Source organism: Pseudothauera nasutitermitis, assembly GCF_004801295.1.
GTDB classification, from domain to species: Bacteria; Pseudomonadota; Gammaproteobacteria; order Burkholderiales; family Rhodocyclaceae; genus Pseudothauera; species Pseudothauera nasutitermitis.
Map to the genome: position 1 here is coordinate 334,032 of NZ_SSOC01000004.1, position 17,168 is coordinate 351,199.

The 17,168-nt window shown below is 66.1% G+C and carries 21 protein-coding genes; 17 read left to right on the forward strand and 4 right to left on the reverse strand.

The features are described 5' to 3' along the window. The first annotated feature begins 153 nt into the window (after nt 1-153). The 15 genes from mnmG (at nt 154) to E6C76_RS12000 (ending at nt 12,077) form a co-directional block, all read left to right on the forward strand. The gene (gene mnmG, locus E6C76_RS11930) at nt 154-2,064 is read left to right on the forward strand and encodes a tRNA uridine-5-carboxymethylaminomethyl(34) synthesis enzyme MnmG (RefSeq protein ID WP_136348469.1); all 1,911 of its coding nucleotides are present in this window, start codon (nt 154-156) and stop codon (nt 2,062-2,064) included. Further along, nucleotides 2,061-2,720: a 16S rRNA (guanine(527)-N(7))-methyltransferase RsmG gene (gene rsmG, locus E6C76_RS11935; RefSeq protein ID WP_136348470.1), complete on the forward strand. Its 660-nt coding sequence runs from the start codon at nt 2,061-2,063 to the stop codon at nt 2,718-2,720. The genes mnmG and rsmG overlap by 4 nt, the downstream gene beginning before the upstream one ends. Beyond that, nucleotides 2,721-3,491 carry a ParA family protein gene (locus E6C76_RS11940; protein ID WP_136348471.1) on the forward strand — a complete coding sequence of 257 codons (771 nt, stop codon included), beginning with the start codon at nt 2,721-2,723 and terminating at the stop codon, nt 3,489-3,491. A 9-nt stretch (nt 3,492-3,500) separates the two neighbouring features. After that, nucleotides 3,501-3,794: a nucleotidyltransferase family protein gene (locus tag E6C76_RS11945; protein WP_136348472.1), complete on the forward strand. Its 294-nt coding sequence runs from the start codon at nt 3,501-3,503 to the stop codon at nt 3,792-3,794. After that, entirely contained in the window at nt 3,791-4,156 is a 366-nt protein-coding gene (locus E6C76_RS11950) for a HepT-like ribonuclease domain-containing protein (RefSeq protein WP_211090198.1), read from the forward strand. Before E6C76_RS11945 ends, E6C76_RS11950 begins: the two co-directional genes overlap by 4 nt. Next, nucleotides 4,153-5,019, forward strand: coding sequence for a ParB/RepB/Spo0J family partition protein (locus E6C76_RS11955; protein ID WP_136348473.1), 867 nt, complete (start codon nt 4,153-4,155; stop codon nt 5,017-5,019). Before E6C76_RS11950 ends, E6C76_RS11955 begins: the two co-directional genes overlap by 4 nt. A gap of 154 nt (nt 5,020-5,173) precedes the next feature. Continuing rightward, entirely contained in the window at nt 5,174-5,515 is a 342-nt protein-coding gene (locus E6C76_RS11960) for an ATP synthase subunit I (protein ID WP_136348474.1), read from the forward strand. Nucleotides 5,516-5,517: 2 nt separating this feature from the next. Beyond that, nucleotides 5,518-6,363: a F0F1 ATP synthase subunit A gene (gene atpB / locus E6C76_RS11965; protein ID WP_136348475.1), complete on the forward strand. Its 846-nt coding sequence runs from the start codon at nt 5,518-5,520 to the stop codon at nt 6,361-6,363. A 65-nt stretch (nt 6,364-6,428) separates the two neighbouring features. Next, nucleotides 6,429-6,674, forward strand: coding sequence for a F0F1 ATP synthase subunit C (gene atpE, locus E6C76_RS11970; protein WP_002925444.1), 246 nt, complete (start codon nt 6,429-6,431; stop codon nt 6,672-6,674). A 40-nt stretch (nt 6,675-6,714) separates the two neighbouring features. After that, nucleotides 6,715-7,188, forward strand: coding sequence for a F0F1 ATP synthase subunit B (locus E6C76_RS11975; protein WP_136348476.1), 474 nt, complete (start codon nt 6,715-6,717; stop codon nt 7,186-7,188). A gap of 3 nt (nt 7,189-7,191) precedes the next feature. Then, nucleotides 7,192-7,728: a F0F1 ATP synthase subunit delta gene (locus E6C76_RS11980; RefSeq protein ID WP_136348477.1), complete on the forward strand. Its 537-nt coding sequence runs from the start codon at nt 7,192-7,194 to the stop codon at nt 7,726-7,728. Between the two features lie 12 nt (nt 7,729-7,740). Next, nucleotides 7,741-9,279: a F0F1 ATP synthase subunit alpha gene (gene atpA / locus E6C76_RS11985; RefSeq protein WP_136348478.1), complete on the forward strand. Its 1,539-nt coding sequence runs from the start codon at nt 7,741-7,743 to the stop codon at nt 9,277-9,279. 21 nt (nt 9,280-9,300) lie between these two features. Further along, nucleotides 9,301-10,170: a F0F1 ATP synthase subunit gamma gene (gene atpG / locus E6C76_RS11990; protein WP_136348479.1), complete on the forward strand. Its 870-nt coding sequence runs from the start codon at nt 9,301-9,303 to the stop codon at nt 10,168-10,170. Nucleotides 10,171-10,196: 26 nt separating this feature from the next. Further along, nucleotides 10,197-11,597 carry a F0F1 ATP synthase subunit beta gene (gene atpD / locus E6C76_RS11995; protein WP_136348480.1) on the forward strand — a complete coding sequence of 467 codons (1,401 nt, stop codon included), beginning with the start codon at nt 10,197-10,199 and terminating at the stop codon, nt 11,595-11,597. A gap of 54 nt (nt 11,598-11,651) precedes the next feature. After that, nucleotides 11,652-12,077, forward strand: a complete 426-nt coding sequence (locus tag E6C76_RS12000; protein WP_136348481.1) for a F0F1 ATP synthase subunit epsilon — start codon at nt 11,652-11,654, stop codon at nt 12,075-12,077. Nucleotides 12,078-12,176: 99 nt separating this feature from the next. On the opposite strand, the gene E6C76_RS12005 is transcribed toward E6C76_RS12000, so the two are convergent. Genes E6C76_RS12005 through E6C76_RS12020 form a run of 4 tightly spaced genes read right to left on the reverse strand, consistent with a single transcriptional unit; the run spans nt 12,177 to nt 14,939 of the window. Then, a complete protein-coding gene (locus E6C76_RS12005; protein WP_136348482.1) occupies nt 12,177-12,770 on the reverse strand; it encodes a ubiquinone biosynthesis accessory factor UbiJ in 594 nt (197 codons plus the stop codon). Nucleotides 12,771-12,825: 55 nt separating this feature from the next. Next, nucleotides 12,826-13,704 carry a Tim44 domain-containing protein gene (locus E6C76_RS12010; RefSeq protein ID WP_136348483.1) on the reverse strand — a complete coding sequence of 293 codons (879 nt, stop codon included), beginning with the start codon at nt 13,702-13,704 and terminating at the stop codon, nt 12,826-12,828. A 19-nt stretch (nt 13,705-13,723) separates the two neighbouring features. Continuing rightward, a complete protein-coding gene (ubiE, locus tag E6C76_RS12015; protein ID WP_136348484.1) occupies nt 13,724-14,461 on the reverse strand; it encodes a bifunctional demethylmenaquinone methyltransferase/2-methoxy-6-polyprenyl-1,4-benzoquinol methylase UbiE in 738 nt (245 codons plus the stop codon). Nucleotides 14,462-14,513: 52 nt separating this feature from the next. After that, nucleotides 14,514-14,939 carry a gamma-butyrobetaine hydroxylase-like domain-containing protein gene (locus E6C76_RS12020; RefSeq protein ID WP_136348485.1) on the reverse strand — a complete coding sequence of 142 codons (426 nt, stop codon included), beginning with the start codon at nt 14,937-14,939 and terminating at the stop codon, nt 14,514-14,516. A 153-nt stretch (nt 14,940-15,092) separates the two neighbouring features. Between E6C76_RS12020 and phoB the strand changes: the two genes are divergently transcribed. Together phoB and phoR are read left to right on the forward strand one after the other, a co-directional pair. Beyond that, the gene (gene phoB, locus E6C76_RS12025) at nt 15,093-15,803 is read left to right on the forward strand and encodes a phosphate regulon transcriptional regulator PhoB (protein ID WP_136348486.1); all 711 of its coding nucleotides are present in this window, start codon (nt 15,093-15,095) and stop codon (nt 15,801-15,803) included. Nucleotides 15,804-15,831: 28 nt separating this feature from the next. After that, on the forward strand, nt 15,832-17,154 hold the full coding sequence (gene phoR / locus E6C76_RS12030; RefSeq protein ID WP_136348487.1) for a phosphate regulon sensor histidine kinase PhoR: 1,323 nt from the start codon (nt 15,832-15,834) through the stop codon (nt 17,152-17,154). Nucleotides 17,155-17,168 lie beyond the last annotated feature (14 nt).

Below are 17,168 nucleotides of genomic sequence, written 5' to 3' on the forward strand. Positions count from 1 at the left end.
CGGCCTGAGCATGGGCATGGGCTGGAGTCGTCGCAGTAAACCCATGTTTGACAATGACTATTCCGTGAAACAGCGCTTGGCGACGCTGGGCTTTTACGCTGCGACGGCGTAGAATCGCCCGCCTTTCCCTGTCAGGAAGCGCGGAGCGCGCTCATGCTTTATCCCACCCGTTTCGACGTCATCGTGGTCGGTGGCGGCCATGCCGGCACCGAGGCCGCCCTCGCCGCTGCGCGCATGGGCTGCCGCACACTGCTGCTCACGCATAACATCGAGACGCTCGGGCAGATGAGCTGCAACCCGTCCATCGGCGGCATCGGCAAGGGCCATCTGGTCAAGGAAGTCGATGCCCTGGGTGGCGCGATGGCCGCGGCCACCGACGAGGGCGGCATCCAGTTCCGCATTCTCAACGCTTCCAAGGGCCCGGCGGTGCGCGCCACGCGCGCGCAGGCCGACCGGGTGCTGTACAAGGCGGCGATCCGCCGCAGGCTGGAGAACCAGCCCAATCTGTGGCTGTTCCAGCAGGCGGTGGACGACCTGACCGTGGTCGGCGACCGGGTCACCGGCGTGGTCACCCAGATCGGCCTGCGCTTCGAGGCGCCGGCCGTGGTGCTGACCGCTGGCACCTTCCTCAACGGGCTGATCCACGTCGGCCTGGAGCACTATTCCGCCGGCCGCGCCGGCGATCCGCCGGCGATCTCGCTGGGCCAGCGCCTGAAAGAGCTGAAGCTGCCCCAGGGCCGCCTGAAGACTGGTACGCCGCCGCGACTGGACGCGCGCAGCATCGATTTCTCGGTGATGAGCGTGCAGCCGGGCGACGATCCGGTGCCGGTGTTCAGCTTCCTCGGCTCGGCCGACCAGCATCCGGCGCAACTGCCGTGCTGGATGACGCAGACCAACACCCGCACGCATGAGGTGATCCGCGCCAACCTCGACCGCTCGCCGATGTATTCCGGCGTGATCGAGGGCGTGGGGCCGCGCTACTGCCCGTCCATCGAGGACAAGATCCACCGCTTCGCGGACAAGGACAGCCACAACATCTTCCTCGAACCGGAAGGGCTGACCACCCACGAGATCTACCCCAACGGGATTTCCACCTCGCTGCCCTTCGACGTGCAGCTGGAGATCGTGCATTCCATCCGCGGGCTGGAGAACGCCCACATCCTGCGCCCCGGCTACGCCATCGAGTACGACTACTTCGATCCGCGCAATCTGAAGTCCTCGCTGGAGACCAAGTCGATTTCCGGCCTGTTCTTCGCCGGCCAGATCAACGGCACCACCGGCTACGAGGAGGCCGCCGCGCAAGGGTTGCTGGCCGGCGCCAACGCCGCGTTGCAGGCGCAGGGCCGCGAGCCGTGGTGCCCGCGCCGCGACGAGGCCTACCTGGGCGTGCTGGTGGACGACCTGATTACCCGCGGCGTGTCCGAGCCCTACCGCATGTTCACCTCGCGTGCCGAATACCGCCTGCAACTGCGCGAGGACAATGCCGACCTGCGCCTTACCGAAAAGGGCCGCGAACTCGGTCTGGTGGATGACGCACGCTGGGCGGCGTTCTGCGCCAAGCGCGAGGCCATCGAACGCGGCAGCGCGCAGTTGAAGGCGGCCTGGGCGCGCCCCGAGCAGATTCCCGTGGAGGATCAGGTGCGCGTGCTGGGCAAGGCGCTGGAGCGCGAGCAGCGCTACTTCGAACTGCTGCGCCGCCCGGAAACCACCTACGCCACGCTGATGAGCTTGCCGGGTGCGCCGGAGCAGGGCGAGCGCGATGCACGCGTGATCGAACAGATCGAGATCGCCGCCAAGTACCAGGGCTACATCGACCGCCAGCAGGACGAGGTGGAGCGCCAGGCGCGCGCCGAGGCCACCCGCCTGCCGACCGATCTGGATTACGCCGAGGTGCGCGGCCTGTCCAAGGAAGTACAGCAGAAGCTCGCCGCCCATAAGCCGGAAACCATCGGCCAGGCCAGCCGCATCCAGGGTGTGACGCCGGCGGCCATCTCGCTGCTGCTGGTGTGGCTGAAGCGCCGCGAACTGGCCGGGCGTGCCGATGACGGGCGTCGTTCCGCATGAGTGCCTTGGCGGCTTTCGACGGCCTGCTGGCCGAGGGGCTGGATGCGCTCGGCCTGGACATTCCGGCCGGCACGCGCGCCCGTCTGCTGGCCTTCGGTGAACTGCTGCTGAAGTGGAACCGGGTCTACAACCTCACCGCGATCCGCGCGCCGCAGGAAGTCGTCACCCACCATCTGCTCGATTCGCTCGCCGTGCTGCCGTATCTGGCCGGCGTGCGGCGTCTGGCCGACATCGGTTCCGGCGGCGGGCTGCCGGGCGTCGCGCTGGCCATCGCCCGGCCGGATCTGCAGGTGGTCTCGGTGGAGACGGTGAACAAGAAGGCTGTGTTCCAGCAGCAGGCGCGCATCGAATTCGGGCTGGACAACTTCCGCGCGGTGAACGCGCGGGTGGAAACGCTCACCGATGAGGCGCCGTTCGACGGCGTCGTCTCGCGCGCTTTCGCGGAACTCGCCACCTTCGTGGCGCTGGCCGGGCATCTGGCCGGGCCGGGCGGACGCCTGTTCGCCATGAAGGGCGTGTATCCTGACGAGGAAATCGCCCGCCTGCCAGCCGGCTGGCATGTCGCCGCCGGCCATCGGCTGGCGGTGCCGGGGCTGGACGCCGAGCGTCATCTGATCATCCTGGAACGGGATGCCACGGAGCACGAAGAGGACTGAATGGCTCGCATCTTCTGTGTCGCCAACCAGAAAGGCGGGGTGGGCAAGACCACCACCTGCGTGAATCTCGCCGCCGCGCTGCAGCAGGCCGGCCAGCGCACCCTGCTGGTGGACCTGGACCCGCAGGGCAACGCCACGATGGGCAGCGGCGTGGACAAGCGCGATCTGGTGAAATCGGTGTATCACCTGCTGGTCGGCCTGGCCACGCTGGACGAGGTGCGCACCACCTCGTCCGCCGGCGGCTACGATATCCTGCCGGCCAACCGCGATCTGGCCGGCGCCGAGGTCGAACTGGTCAATCTGGAGCGCCGCGAGAGCCGTCTGCGCGAGGCGCTGAAGCCTTTCGGCGCCGATTACGATTTCATCCTCATCGACTGCCCGCCCTCGCTGTCCATGCTCACCCTCAACGGCCTGTGCGCCGCGCATGGGGTGATCATTCCGATGCAGTGCGAGTACTACGCGCTGGAAGGCTTGTCCGACCTGGTCAACAGCATCAAGAAGGTGCACGCCAACCTCAACCGTGACCTGAAGATCATCGGCCTGCTGCGCGTCATGTTCGATCCGCGCGTGACCCTGCAGCAGCAGGTCTCCGCCCAGCTGGAAGGGCACTTCGGCGACAAGGTGTTCCGCGCCATCGTGCCGCGCAACGTGCGCCTGGCGGAAGCGCCCAGCCACGGCATTCCGGGCGTGGTGTTCGACAAGTCCGCCAAGGGCGCGCAGGCCTATCTGGCCTTCGCCGAAGAAATGATCGAGCGCGTGAAGACGCTGTAGGATCGTCCCATGGGAACGCTGCTCGACGAACTCACCGCCCGCCGCGCCGAACTGCTCGCCTGCCTGGCCCGCCACCGCGCGGCCAATCCGCGCGTGTTCGGTTCGGTGGCGCGCGGCGAAGACGGGCCGGACAGCGACATCGATCTGCTGGTGGAATTCGACCCCGAGGCCGGTCTGTTCGACGCCATTGCGCTGCAAGAAGAACTGCAGGCCTTGTTTGTGCGGCCGGTCGAGGTGACTTCCGAACGCGGATTGCATCCGCTGATCCGTGAACGGGTGATCATGGAGGCACGTCCGCTGTGACCGGCAAGGAGATGCGCGCGCTTCCCCTGTTGCTTGCGGACATCCTCACCGCTGCGCGCGATATCGCCGACTATGCCCGCGTCGGACGCGAGGCTTTCATCGCCGACCGCATGCGCTTGCGCGCCACCATTCAGTGCTTCGAGGTGGTCGGCGAGGCCACCAAGAAGCTGCCGGACGAGTATCGGGCGGCCCACCCGGAAGTGCCGTGGCGCCTGATGGCGGCTTTCCGCGACAAACTGATTCACGATTACTTCGAAGTCGATCCGGCACTGGTCTGGACGACTGCAAGCCGAGACATTCCTGCCCTGTTGCCCCGCCTGGAAGTGCTTGGCGGGAATATGAATCCGAAGACCGACCCATGACTCCTCCCAAACTCAAAGGCCTGGGCCGCGGCCTCGACGCGCTGCTGGCCGCCAACCGCGACGACGAAGCCGAGCAGGGCGAACTGCAGACCCTGCGCGCCGAACTGTTGCAACCCGGCAAATACCAGCCGCGTACCCGCATGGATCCGGGTTCGCTGGAAGAGCTGGCCGCCTCGATCAAGGCGCAGGGCATCATGCAGCCCATCCTGGTGCGCCCGCTGGCGCCGGTCGACGGCGCGCCGCGCTACGAGATCATCGCCGGCGAACGGCGCTGGCGCGCCTCGCGCATCGCCGGGCTGGACGAAGTGCCCTGCCTGGTGCGCGAGATTCCCGACGAGGCCGCGCTGGCCATGTCGCTGATCGAGAACATCCAGCGCGAGGATCTCAACCCGCTCGAAGAGGCCGGCGGCATCCAGCGCCTGATCGACGAATTCGGCATGACCCACCAGCAGGCCGCCGACGCGGTGGGGCGTTCGCGTCCGGCGGCGTCCAATCTGCTGCGCCTGCTCAACCTGGTCACGCCGGTGCAGGAATTGCTGATGGCCGGCGACATCGACATGGGCCACGCGCGCGCGCTGCTGCCGCTCGATGGCGCCAGCCAGATCCAGCTCGCCAACCAGGTGGCCGCGCGCGGCCTGTCGGTGCGCGAGACCGAGCGCCTGGTGCAGCACACCGTCAACCCGCGCCAGCAGAAGGCCGTACCGCCGCCCGATCGGGATCTGCTGCGCCTGGAGGAAGAGCTTTCCGACGCCATCGGCGCCACGGTGAAGATCAAGGCCAATCGCAAGGGCGCCGGCGAGGTGGCGATCCGTTTTGCCGACCTCGATCAGCTCGATGGCCTGCTCGCCAGGCTGCGCGCCTGACGGCAAGAAAACATCTCATATATAAGATGCATGAAAGTAGCGAAATGCGTATGCTGCACCGCACCGATGGTTTGACTTTGTTACGGTTAACCCCTAGGATTGCCGGGATTTTCGAAGCGGTGGCGCGGCTGGGCGGCGCAGCGGCGCGGATCACATGCTGAAGGCGGTTTTACTGCAGCTTGGCGCAACATTCCTGGCAACGGCCATCGCGGCCGTTTTTTTCGGGCTGCGCGGGGCGGTTTCGGCGATGATCGGCGGTCTGTCCGTGGTGATTCCAAGCTGGCTGTTCGCTCTGCGCCTCGCGGCTCTGGCCCGGCGCGGCGGAGCGACGCACGTGGCCTCCTTCGTGGTCGGCGAACTCGTCAAGGTTGCGTCGATCGTGGGATTGTTGGTGCTGGGTCTGGCGCTGTATCCGGACGCCCATTGGGGGGCGCTGTTGATCGCGCTGATTCTGGCTCTGAAAGCGAATTTATTTGCATTTTTGGTAAAGACCTGACCATGGCTGGAAACGCGCCCACCGCATCCGAATACGTCATTCACCACCTCGGACACCTCAACAACAGCGGCCACCCCCAATCGCAGATCGTCGATTGGAGCATCATCAACCTCGATTCGATGTTCTGGTCGCTGGCCCTCGGTCTGCTGACCATCTTCATTCTGTGGCGGGCTGCGCGCAAGGCCACTTCCGGCGTACCGGGGCGCTTCCAGGGTTTCGTCGAGCTGCTCGTGGAAATGGTCGCCGACCAGGCCAAGGGCATCGTGCATAGCGCCGAGTCGCGCAGGTTCGTCGCCCCGCTGGCGCTCACCGTGTTCGTGTGGATCTTCCTGATGAACGCGATGGACTTGATTCCGGTCGATCTGATCCCGATGCTGTGGACCGGTATCTACTCCGCCGCCGGCGGCGATCCCGCCCACGCCTACATGCGCGTCGTGGCCACCGCCGACCTGTCCGCCGCGCTTGGCATGTCCTGCGGTGTGCTGCTGCTGTGCCTCTGGTACAACGTCAAGATCAAGGGCGTGTCCGGCTGGGTGCATGAATTGTTCACCGCTCCGTTCGGCGCCCATCCGCTGCTGTGGCCGATCAACTTCGCCATGCAGATCATCGAGTTCCTCGCCAAGACCGTCTCCCACGGCATGCGGTTGTTCGGCAACATGTACGCTGGCGAACTCGTCTTCATCCTGATTGCCCTGCTCGGCGGTACCGCCACCGTGTTCGGCTTCGTCGGCCACATCTTCGCCGGCACCATCTGGGCGATCTTCCACATCCTGATCATCACCCTGCAGGCCTTCATCTTCATGATGCTGACCCTGGTGTACATCGGTCAGGCCCACGAAGGCCACTAAGATTTAGGTTTCTCTTTCGCTGTACCTGGTTTTTTAAACTCACTCACTCTAAACAAGGAGTCGTCATGGAAAACGTTCTGGGTTTTGTCGCGCTGGCCGCCGGTCTGATCATCGGTCTGGGTGCCATCGGTGCTTGTATCGGTATCGGCATCATGGGTTCCAAGTACCTCGAAGCCTCCGCCCGCCAGCCCGAGCTGATGAACGCGCTGCAAACCAAGATGTTCCTGCTGGCCGGTCTGATCGACGCCGCGTTCCTGATCGGTGTCGGTATCGCCATGATGTTCGCCTTCGCCAACCCGTTCCAGCTCTGATCGGTTCGGTTCCTCTTAATCTGATCGAGGGAACAGAACAGTGAATCTGAACGCAACCCTGATCGCTCAGCTCGTTGTGTTCTTCATTCTCGGTTGGTTCACGATGAAATTCGTGTGGCCGCCGATCGTGAAGGCGCTCGATGAGCGCGCGAAGAAGATCGCGGACGGGCTCGCGGCTGCCGACAAGGCCAAGGCCGACCTCGCGCTGGCCGAGAAGAAGGTCGTCGAGGAACTGCGCAAGGCCCGTGAGTCCGCTGGTGACACGCGCGCCGTGGCCGAACGCCAGGCCGCCTCGCTGGTCGAGGAAGCCCGCACGGAAGCCGCACGCATCGTCGCCAAGGCCCGCGAGGACGCCGAGGCCGAAGCCGGTGTGGCCGCCCAGCGCGCCAAGGAAGCGCTGCGCGAACAGGTCGCCCAGCTCGCCGTGGCCGGTGCCGAGCGTATCCTGCGCAAGGAAATCAACGCCCAGGCCCACGCCGACCTGCTCGCCAACCTGAAACAGGAACTGCAATAAGTCATGGCCGAGAACGTCACCATCGCGCGCCCCTATGCGGATGCCGCCTTCGAGCTGGCCCGCGGGGCAGGTGCGCTGGGGCCTTGGTCGGAAGCGCTGGATCGGCTGGCAGCCATCGCCGCCGATCCGCAGATGCGGGCCTGCATCGCCGATCCCAAACTGACCGATGACCAGCTGATCCAGCTGGTGCTCGATCTGGGCGGGAGCGGACTGTCCGCCGAACTGCAGAATTTCGTCCGTGTCCTCGTGGCCAACGAACGCCTGCAGCTGCTTCCGGAGATCCGTGACCTGTTCGTTCAGTTGAAGAACGAACACGAAGGTGTCCAGGAGGCCCTCATCGCCTCCGCTTTCCCGCTCGACGATGCCACCCTGTCCTCGCTGAAGAGTGATCTTGAAGCCCGCTTCAAGTCCAAGCTCGACATCCAGGTCAGTGTCGACCCCGAACTCATCGGTGGGGTCCGCATCGCGGTCGGCGACGAAGTCATCGACGCCTCGGTACGCGGCAAGCTCGCGAACATGGCCGCTGCGCTAAAGAACTAGGAGCATACATCCATGCAACTCAACCCCTCTGAAATCAGTGATCTGATTAAGAGCCGGATTCAGAACCTGCAGCTCGCCGCCACGTCGCGCAACGAGGGTACGGTGGTGTCCGTCACCGACGGCATCACCCGCATCCACGGCCTCACCGACGTCATGCAGGGCGAAATGCTGGAATTCCCCGGCAATACCTTCGGCATGGCGCTGAACCTGGAGCGCGACTCCGTGGGCGCCGTGGTGCTCGGCGAATACGAGCACATCACCGAAGGCGACACCGTCAAGGCCACCGGCCGCATCCTGGAAGTGCCGGTCGGTCCGGAACTGGTCGGCCGCGTGGTCAACGCGCTCGGTCAGCCGATCGACGGCAAGGGTCCGATCAACGCCAAGCTCACCGACAAGATCGAGAAGGTCGCGCCGGGCGTGATCGCCCGCCAGTCCGTCTCCCAGCCGGTGCAGACCGGCCTGAAGTCGGTGGACTCCATGGTGCCGATCGGCCGCGGCCAGCGCGAGCTGATCATCGGCGACCGCCAGACCGGCAAGACCGCCGTGGCCGTCGATGCGATCATCAACCAGAAAGGCCAGGACATGTTCTGCGTCTACGTGGCGATCGGTCAGAAGGCTTCGACCGTTGCCAACGTGGTGCGCAAGCTGGAAGAGAACGGCGCGCTGGAATACACCATCGTGGTCGCCGCCACCGCTTCCGAGTCCGCCGCCATGCAGTACCTGGCCGCCTACGCCGGCTGCACCATGGGCGAGTACTTCCGCGACCGTGGTCAGGACGCGCTGATCGTCTACGACGATCTGACCAAGCAGGCCTGGGCCTACCGTCAGGTCTCCCTGCTGCTGCGCCGCCCGCCGGGCCGCGAAGCCTATCCGGGCGACGTGTTCTATCTGCACTCCCGTCTGCTCGAGCGCGCCGCGCGCGTGAATGAAGAGTACGTCGAGAAGTTCACCAACGGCGAAGTCAAGGGCAAGACCGGTTCGCTGACCGCCCTGCCGGTCATCGAAACCCAGGCCGGCGACGTGTCCGCGTTCGTGCCGACCAACGTGATCTCGATCACCGACGGGCAGATCTTCCTCGAGACCGACCTGTTCAACGCCGGTATCCGCCCCGCGATCAACGCTGGTATCTCGGTGTCCCGCGTCGGTGGCGCCGCGCAGACCAAGGTCATCAAGAAGCTCTCCGGCGGTATCCGTACCGACTTGGCGCAGTACCGCGAACTCGCGGCCTTTGCCCAGTTCGCCTCCGATCTGGACGACGCCACCCGCAAGCAGCTGGAACGCGGCCGCCGCGTCACCGAACTGATGAAGCAGGCCCAGTACTCGCCGATGTCGATCGCCGAAATGGCCATCGTGCTGTATGCGGTGAACAACGGCCACTTCGACGACGTCGAGGTGAACCGCGTGCTGGCCTTCGAAGCGGCCCTGCTGGCGCACGTCAAGTCGAAGAACGCCGACCTGGTTTCCGCCATCCTCAGCAAGAAGGAACTCGACGCCGACGGCGAGAAGGCCCTGGCCGCCGCCATTGCCGAGTTCAAGAAGAGCTGGGCCTGAGGCCGCGGACGGAGACGGAATATGGCTAGCGGTAAGGAAATCCGTACCAAGATCAAGAGCGTGCAGAACACGCGCAAGATCACCAAGGCCATGGAAATGGTGGCCGCGTCCAAAATGCGCAAGGCGCAGGACCGGATGCGTGCCGCCCGTCCCTATGCCGAGAAGGTTCTCCAGCTGGCCGCTCACCTGTCCCAGGCCAACGTGACCGACTACAAGCACCCATTCCTGACCCAGGCGGGGCAGGTGAAGCGGTTGGGGCTGATTCTGGTCACCACCGACAAGGGCTTGTGTGGCGGTCTGAACACCAACATCCAGCGCGTGGCGATCAACGCCATGAAGGACTGGGAGGCCAAGGGCGTTACCGAAATCCGTGCCTGCTGCATCGGCAACAAGGGGCTCGGATTCATGCAGCGCATCGGTGCCAAGGTTTCGTCGCATATGGTGCAGCTGGGCGATACGCCCCATCTGGAAAAGCTCATCGGGCCTGTCAAGGTCATGCTTGACGATTACCAGAACGGCGAACTCGACGCGGTGTATATCGCCTTCACCCGTTTCATCAACACGATGAAGCAGGAGCCGATGCTGGAGCAACTGCTGCCGCTGTCCGGCGACAAGCTCGGTACGCCGGAGGGTTCGTGGGACTACCTGTACGAGCCGGATCCGCAGGTGGTCATCGACGAGTTGCTGGTGCGCTACGTCGAGGCGCTGATCTACCAGGCGGTGGCCGAGAACATGGCTTCGGAACAAAGTGCGCGCATGGTGGCGATGAAAGCCGCGTCCGACAACGCGAAGAACGTCATTGGTGAGCTGCAGCTGGTCTACAACAAGACCCGCCAGGCGGCGATCACCAAGGAGCTGTCGGAAATCGTGGGCGGCGCCGCCGCGGTGTAACGGATTATTGATTTAAGGAAACAACGATGAGTCAAGGAACGATCGTTCAGTGCATCGGCGCCGTGGTGGATATCCAGTTCCCCCGCGAAGCCATGCCCAAGGTGTATGACGCCCTGAAGCTCGAGGACGCTGCCGACTCCTTCGCCGAAGCCGGGCTGACCTTCGAGGTCCAGCAGCAGCTTGGCGACGGCGTGGTGCGTACCATCGCGCTGGGTTCTTCCGACGGCCTGCGCCGCGGCATGAAGGTGTCCGGTACCGGCGCGCCGATCTCGGTGCCGGTGGGCCCCGCCACGCTGGGCCGCATCATGGACGTGCTGGGTCGCCCGATCGACGAGGCCGGCGACATCGGCACCGACGAGCGCCGCTCGATCCACCAGAAGGCGCCGAAGTTCGACGAGCTGTCCCCGTCCGTGGAACTGCTCGAAACCGGCATCAAGGTGATCGATCTGATCTGCCCGTTCGCCAAGGGCGGCAAGGTCGGCCTGTTCGGCGGCGCCGGCGTGGGCAAGACCGTGAACATGATGGAGTTGATCAACAACATCGCCAAGCAGCACTCTGGCCTGTCGGTGTTCGCCGGCGTGGGTGAGCGGACCCGTGAAGGGAACGACTTCTACCACGAGATGAAGGACTCCAACGTTCTCGACAAGGTCGCGATGGTGTTCGGTCAGATGAACGAACCCCCGGGCAACCGTCTGCGCGTGGCGCTGACCGGTCTGACCATGGCCGAGCGCTTCCGCGACGAAGGCCGCGACATCCTGTTCTTCGTGGACAACATCTACCGCTACACCCTGGCCGGTACCGAAGTGTCCGCACTGCTGGGCCGCATGCCGTCCGCGGTGGGCTACCAGCCGACGCTGGCCGAGGAAATGGGCCGCTTGCAGGAGCGCATCACCTCCACCAAGGTGGGCTCGATCACCTCCATCCAGGCCGTGTATGTGCCCGCGGATGACTTGACCGACCCGTCCCCGGCGACCACCTTCCTCCACCTGGACTCCACCGTCGTGCTGTCCCGCGACATCGCCGCCCTGGGTATCTACCCGGCGGTCGACCCGCTCGACTCCACCAGCCGCCAGCTCGATCCGCTGGTGGTCGGCGAAGAGCACTACAACGTGGCGCGCCAGGTGCAGCAGACCCTGCAGAAGTACAAGGAACTGCGCGACATCATCGCGATTCTGGGCATGGACGAACTGTCGCCGGACGACAAGCTGGCCGTGGCCCGCGCGCGCAAGATCCAGCGCTTCCTGTCGCAGCCCTTCCACGTCGCGGAAGTGTTCACCGGTTCCCCGGGCAAGTACGTTTCGCTGAAGGACACCATCGCCGGCTTCAAGGCGATCGTCAGCGGCGAATACGACCACCTGCCGGAGCAGGCCTTCTACATGGTCGGCAACATCGACGAGGCCATCGAAAAGGCCAAGAAGCTCCAGTAATCCGCCCGCCCGCGCGGTGCCTCGTGCGCCGCGCGGTACTGAAAAGGAAACACTATGGCTATGACGGTACATGTCGACATCGTCAGCGCGGAAGAGCAGATCTTCTCCGGGCTGGCCGAGTTCGTCGCACTGCCGGGTGAAGCGGGTGAACTGGGCATCCTGCCCGGCCACATGCCGCTGATGACCCGGATCAAGCCGGGTGCGGTGCGGGTGAAGGTGCCGAACCAGGCCGAGGACGAACTGGTGTTCGTCGCCGGGGGCATCCTCGAGATTCAGCCCGGACTGGTGACGGTGCTTGCCGACACCGCGATCCGCGGCCGCGATCTGGACGAAGCCAAGGCGCTGGAAGCCAAGAAGCTGGCCGAGGAAGCCCTGGCCAGCCAGGCTTCGCAACTGGACTACGCGAAGGCCCAGGCCGAACTGGCCGAAGCCGTCGCCCAGCTGGCGGCGATCCAGAAGCTGCGCAAGCGCGGCCACTGATCGTCCGTGCGGGGTTCCTTCCGGAATCCCGCGTCCGGCAAAGAAAAAGGCAGCCCAGGCTGCCTTTTTTGTCGTCCGTGCCCGGAAACCTGCCTGCGTTCAGCGTGCCGGGCGGGGTTGGGCGCGCTCGATGCGCTCGATGCGCTTTTCCAGGCGTGCCAGCGCATCACGCAGGGCACGCGCGTCTTCCGCGAACGTGCGTCCGGCGGAAGCGCTGACCAGCAGTGCGCGTTCCTCGGTGAGGTATTCGGCCAGATTGCCGCTGGCGCTTTCCACCAGCCGGCGCTGCGCCACGCCCGCCGCGCGCACCGTCTCGCCGAGGCGGTGCGCGGCCACGTCGCCGAACACCCGGGCCAGATCCTCCTCCGCATCCCAGCGCAGATTGCGGAACACGAAGCCCAGCGCGTCGGCGAATTCCGCGTTGCCTTCCAGATGCACGCGCCGCATGGCGTCCTCGAAACGGCCGAGGGCGAAGTTGGGCAGTTCGCCCAGCGGCACGCCGAGCACCACGTCGGCGGGGGCGTCCGCGGCGGCGGGGGTCGCCAGCCCGTCCGTGCCCACGCCGAAACGCAGTTCGAAGGCTTCCAGCCGCAGTCTGGCGGTCAGTCCGGCGTGCGGCGCCAGGCGTTCGCGCGCCCAGGGCGCCGCAGCAAGCAGATGGTTGAGGACGGCGATGAAGGCTTGATCGAGCATGGCAATGAAAAAGGGCGGCCGGGCCGCCCTTTGCGCTGTGAGCGATGGCGGGAGTTTAGCCCACCTGCTGGATGCCGGCGATGACCCAGCCGGCGTTGCCGTCCTTGGCCTTGGTCAGATGCCAGATTTCGTCGAACGGCGCGGGCGCGGCACCGGCTTCCTCGCGCAGCAGGCCGTTGAAGCGCACGCTGACGATCCAGCGTTTGTCCTCTTCGGCCACCTCGACCACTTCGGCATTGAGTTCGACCACATCGGTGCGCTGCTCCGCCGCGCCGCGTTCGGCCAGTTGCAGGCGGATTTCGCCAAACACTTCCGGCGTGGTGAACTCGCGGATGTCGTCGAGATTGGCGGAATCATAGGCGGCCTGCAGGCGGATGAACTGCACCTTGGCCTGGCGGGCGAAGCCCTCGGCGTCGAAATCGGCCGGCAACGCGGCACCAGCCGGAGCGGCTTCCTGGGTGCCGAACGCAGCGCTGGCGCCACCGCTCACCGGGCGTCCGGCATCGAACGCGGCGGGTTGGGCACGCTGGGCGTCAGCGCCGCCGGCGTATTGCAGTCGGCCGTCCTGCGCGGCGGGGCGGCGGAAGAACATGCGGAACAGGAAGAACGCAGCACCGGCCATCAGCAGCATCAGCACCAGCGAGCCGAATTCCTCGCCCAGGCCCAGGTGGGAGAACAGTGCGGCCAGGCCGAGACCGGCGGCCAGACCGGCGATCGGCCCCATCCAGGACGAACGCGGCTGCGCGCCCTGAGCGGCGGCCGGCTGGGTCTGGCGCTGCGGTGTGGCGGCCTGGCGCGGCGCTTGTGCGGGCGGCGTGGCCTGGCGCTGCATGCCGAAACTGCTGCCCCCGCCGAAGCGTCTGGCTTCGGCTTCAGGCACGGCCAGGCCGAACGTGAGAACGGTAACGAACAGGGTGAGCAGCAGTTGCTTCATCGGGTGGAGTCTCCTTGGTTCAAAGTTTGTAGCCCCGGTGCAGGGCGACGACGCCCGCGGTGAGGTTGAAGTAATCGACACGCCCCAGGCCCGCTTGTTCCATCATGCCCTTCAGTTCTTCCTGGCCGGGGTGCATGCGGATCGATTCCGCCAGGTAGCGGTAGCTTTCGGCGTCGTTGGCCACGCGCTGGCCAAGCCAGGGCAGCAGCTTGAAGGAATACAGGTCGTAGGCCGCTTCCAGCGGCTTCCACACGCGCGAGAATTCCAGCACCAGCAGGCGGCCGCCGGGCTTGAGCACGCGGCGCATCTCGGCGATAGCGACGTCCTTGTGGGTCATGTTGCGCAGCCCGAAGGCCACCGTGACGCAGTCGAAGTGGTCGTCCGGGAAGGGCAGTTTCTCGGCATCGCACTGCGCCACCGGCAGGGGGAAGCCGTTGTCCAGCACGCGGTCGCGGCCGCGCGAGAGCATGGCGTGGTTGATGTCGGTGAGCCAGACTTGGCCCTGGCGGCCGACGCGCTTGGCGAAGGCCAGCGAGAGATCGGCGGTGCCGCCGGCCACGTCGAGCACGCGGTCGCCCGCGCGCACGCCGGAAATCTGGATGGCGAATACCTTCCACAGGCGGTGCAGGCCGAGGGACATCAGGTCGTTCATGATGTCGTAGTTGCCGGCCACCGAGGAAAACACCTCGGCCACCTTCTTGCGTTTGTCGTTCTCGGCTACCGTCTGGAAGCCAAAGTGCGTGGTCTTGTCGTTCATGATCCGGGTCGGGCGGAAAGGTCGCGGGGCGCGGTGCGTGCCGGGGGAAAACTCAGTGGTGGTGGCCGCAGCCGCCGCCGCGCGGCGCGGGCGGGGGAAGCTGGGCGGGATCGCGGGTGCCGCCTTCGCGTTCGAGGCGGGCCAGATACTCCTGCCACAGCGCATCCTGGCGGCGGCCGAGATCGTACAGGTAGTCCCAGGAATACAGGCCGCTGTCGTGGCCGTCGGAGAAGCTCGGCTTCAGGGCGTAGTTGCCCACCGGTTCGAGACCGAGCACTTCCACGTCGCGCTTGCCCTGCTGCAGCACTTCCTGACCGGGGCCGTGGCCGCGTACCTCGGCGGAAGGCGAATAGACGCGCAGGAATTCGAACGGCAGACGGAAGGTGCTGCCGTCCGCGAAGGCGATTTCCAGCACGCGGCTGCCGCGGTGCAGCGTGATCGCGGTGGGCAGCGGGGTGTTCGAGTCGAGTCCTGCCATGTCGGGGGGCCTTGCCGGGGAGGGCTCCATCATACCCGAATCGGCCGGCCCCATTCCGGTGCGTCCGGGCAGGTTGCGGAGGGATGACGTGTCATCAAAAGTTCAAATAGCTGCAATACACTGCTTCGCATCGAATGGAGCATAGGTCCAAGCATGCCAGCCAATATCCTGCTCGTGGAAGATGAACCGGCGATTCAGGAACTGATCGCCGCCAACCTCGCCCGTGCCGGCCACCACGTGGTGCGCGCGGCCGATGCGGAAACCGCGCAGCGCATCGTGCGCGACGCGCTGCCCGATCTGGTGCTGCTCGACTGGATGCTGCCGGGCATGTCGGGCATCGAGTTCGCCCGCCGCCTGCGCGCCGAGGAGCGTACCCGCGGCATCCCGATCATCATGCTCACCGCGCGCGGCGAGGAACAGGACAAGGTGTTCGGCCTGGAGATCGGCGCCGACGACTACATCACCAAGCCGTTCAGCCCGCGTGAGCTGGTCGCGCGCATCAAGGCCGTGCTGCGCCGCCGCGCGCCGCAGGCCACCGAGGATGCGGTGGAGCTGGGCGGCCTGCGCCTGGATCCGGCCACCCACCGGGTGAGCGCCGGCGATGAAGGCCTGTCGCTGGGGCCGACGGAATTCCGTCTGCTGCACTTCCTGATGACGCACCCGGAGCGCGTGCACTCGCGCGCGCAACTGCTCGATCAGGTGTGGGGCGACCACGTGTTCGTCGAGGAGCGCACGGTGGACGTGCATATCCGCCGCCTGCGCTGCGCGCTGGAGCCGACCGGACACGACAGCCTGATCCAGACCGTGCGCGGCAGCGGCTACCGCTTCTCGGTGCAGCCGGAGCAATCCGGCCCCGTGCGATAATTTCCCGCTGTTCGGATCGCGGGGGAGCATGACCATCGGATCGACGCGCTATATCTGGGTCGAGGCCGGCACGGTCCTCGGGCTGCTCGCCGCCGCCGCCGCGCTGGCCGGGATATTCGGCGGGCGTTGGGCGGCGCTGGTGATCGTGCTGGGCGGTGTGCTGCCGTTCTGCGCCTACCATCTGCGCAACGTGGAAAAGCTGGTGCGCTGGACGCGCGCGCCGATCGGCACGCCGGTGCCGCGCGCGAGCGGCGCCTGGGACCGCGTGTTCGCCGAACTGGAACGCCGCGCGCGCGTCGCCCACGGCATGCGCGAGACACTTTCGGCCGCGCTGGCGCGTTTCCGCGAGGCCAGCCAGGCGATGCCGGACGGCGTGCTCTACCTGTCCGAACAGGACGCCATCGAATGGGCCAACCAGAAGGCCGAGCGCCATTTCGGCCTGGATTCGTCCTCCGACCTCGGCGTGCCGGTGACCAACCTGGTGCGTCAGCCCGAGTTCTGCAACTACCTGCAGGCCGGGCAGTACGCCGAGCCGCTGGTGATGGAATCCGCGCGCCGGCGCGGGCTGATCCTGCTGGTGCAGATCATTCCCTTCGGCGACGGACAGAAGATGGTGGTTTCGCGCGACGTCACCCAGCTGGAAAAGCTGGAAACCATGCGGCGCGATTTCGTTGCCAACGTCTCGCACGAACTGCGCACCCCGCTGACCGTGGTCAGCGGCTTCCTGGAAACCCTGCTGGACGGCTGGGACGATTTCTCCCGCGAGGATGTCGCGCGTTTCCTGCAGCTCGCGCACGACCAGTCCTCGCGCATGCAGCGCCTGATCGAGGATCTGCTCACCCTGTCGGCGCTGGAAACCGGCGCCCCGGCACCGGTCGAGGAGCGCGTGGACGTGGTCGGCCTGCTGCGCGAAGTGCACCAGCAGACCGACCTGCTGTCGGCCGGGCGCCACGAGGTCAGTCTGGACATCCAGGGTGGCGGCGTGATCCTGGGCAGCCAGAAGGAACTGCACAGCGCCTTCGCCAACCTGGCGAGCAACGCCGTGCGCTACACCCCGCCGGGGGGCAAGGTGCGCCTGATCTGGCGCGGTGACATCCACGGCGGCGAGTTCACCGTGGAAGACACCGGCATCGGCATCGAACCCCACCACCTGCCGCGCCTCACCGAGCGCTTCTACCGTGTGGATCTGGGGCGTTCGCGAGAAACCGGCGGCACCGGGCTGGGGCTGGCCATCGTCAAGCACATCCTCACCCGTCATCAGGCCGAACTGAAGGTGGACAGCACACTCGGCCAGGGCAGCCGTTTCAGCGTGCGCTTCCCGGCTGCGCGCCTTGCCCCGGCGCGTGCCTGAGCGCGCAGACTGGC

What these genes read in the sequence shown, in the direction of transcription:
- mnmG (WP_136348469.1), top strand. Translation starts at nt 154, where the DNA reads ATGCTTTATCCCACCCGTTTCGACGTCATCGTGGTCGGTGGCGGCCAT.
- rsmG (WP_136348470.1), top strand. Translation starts at nt 2,061, where the DNA reads ATGAGTGCCTTGGCGGCTTTCGACGGCCTGCTGGCCGAGGGGCTGGAT.
- E6C76_RS11940 (WP_136348471.1), top strand. Translation starts at nt 2,721, where the DNA reads ATGGCTCGCATCTTCTGTGTCGCCAACCAGAAAGGCGGGGTGGGCAAG.
- E6C76_RS11945 (WP_136348472.1), top strand. Translation starts at nt 3,501, where the DNA reads ATGGGAACGCTGCTCGACGAACTCACCGCCCGCCGCGCCGAACTGCTC.
- E6C76_RS11955 (WP_136348473.1), top strand. Translation starts at nt 4,153, where the DNA reads ATGACTCCTCCCAAACTCAAAGGCCTGGGCCGCGGCCTCGACGCGCTG.
- E6C76_RS11960 (WP_136348474.1), top strand. Translation starts at nt 5,174, where the DNA reads ATGCTGAAGGCGGTTTTACTGCAGCTTGGCGCAACATTCCTGGCAACG.
- atpB (WP_136348475.1), top strand. Translation starts at nt 5,518, where the DNA reads ATGGCTGGAAACGCGCCCACCGCATCCGAATACGTCATTCACCACCTC.
- atpE (WP_002925444.1), top strand. Translation starts at nt 6,429, where the DNA reads ATGGAAAACGTTCTGGGTTTTGTCGCGCTGGCCGCCGGTCTGATCATC.
- E6C76_RS11980 (WP_136348477.1), top strand. Translation starts at nt 7,192, where the DNA reads ATGGCCGAGAACGTCACCATCGCGCGCCCCTATGCGGATGCCGCCTTC.
- atpA (WP_136348478.1), top strand. Translation starts at nt 7,741, where the DNA reads ATGCAACTCAACCCCTCTGAAATCAGTGATCTGATTAAGAGCCGGATT.
- atpG (WP_136348479.1), top strand. Translation starts at nt 9,301, where the DNA reads ATGGCTAGCGGTAAGGAAATCCGTACCAAGATCAAGAGCGTGCAGAAC.
- atpD (WP_136348480.1), top strand. Translation starts at nt 10,197, where the DNA reads ATGAGTCAAGGAACGATCGTTCAGTGCATCGGCGCCGTGGTGGATATC.
- E6C76_RS12000 (WP_136348481.1), top strand. Translation starts at nt 11,652, where the DNA reads ATGGCTATGACGGTACATGTCGACATCGTCAGCGCGGAAGAGCAGATC.
- E6C76_RS12005 (WP_136348482.1), bottom strand. Translation starts at nt 12,770, where the DNA reads ATGCTCGATCAAGCCTTCATCGCCGTCCTCAACCATCTGCTTGCTGCG.
- E6C76_RS12010 (WP_136348483.1), bottom strand. Translation starts at nt 13,704, where the DNA reads ATGAAGCAACTGCTGCTCACCCTGTTCGTTACCGTTCTCACGTTCGGC.
- ubiE (WP_136348484.1), bottom strand. Translation starts at nt 14,461, where the DNA reads ATGAACGACAAGACCACGCACTTTGGCTTCCAGACGGTAGCCGAGAAC.
- E6C76_RS12020 (WP_136348485.1), bottom strand. Translation starts at nt 14,939, where the DNA reads ATGGCAGGACTCGACTCGAACACCCCGCTGCCCACCGCGATCACGCTG.
- phoB (WP_136348486.1), top strand. Translation starts at nt 15,093, where the DNA reads ATGCCAGCCAATATCCTGCTCGTGGAAGATGAACCGGCGATTCAGGAA.
- phoR (WP_136348487.1), top strand. Translation starts at nt 15,832, where the DNA reads ATGACCATCGGATCGACGCGCTATATCTGGGTCGAGGCCGGCACGGTC.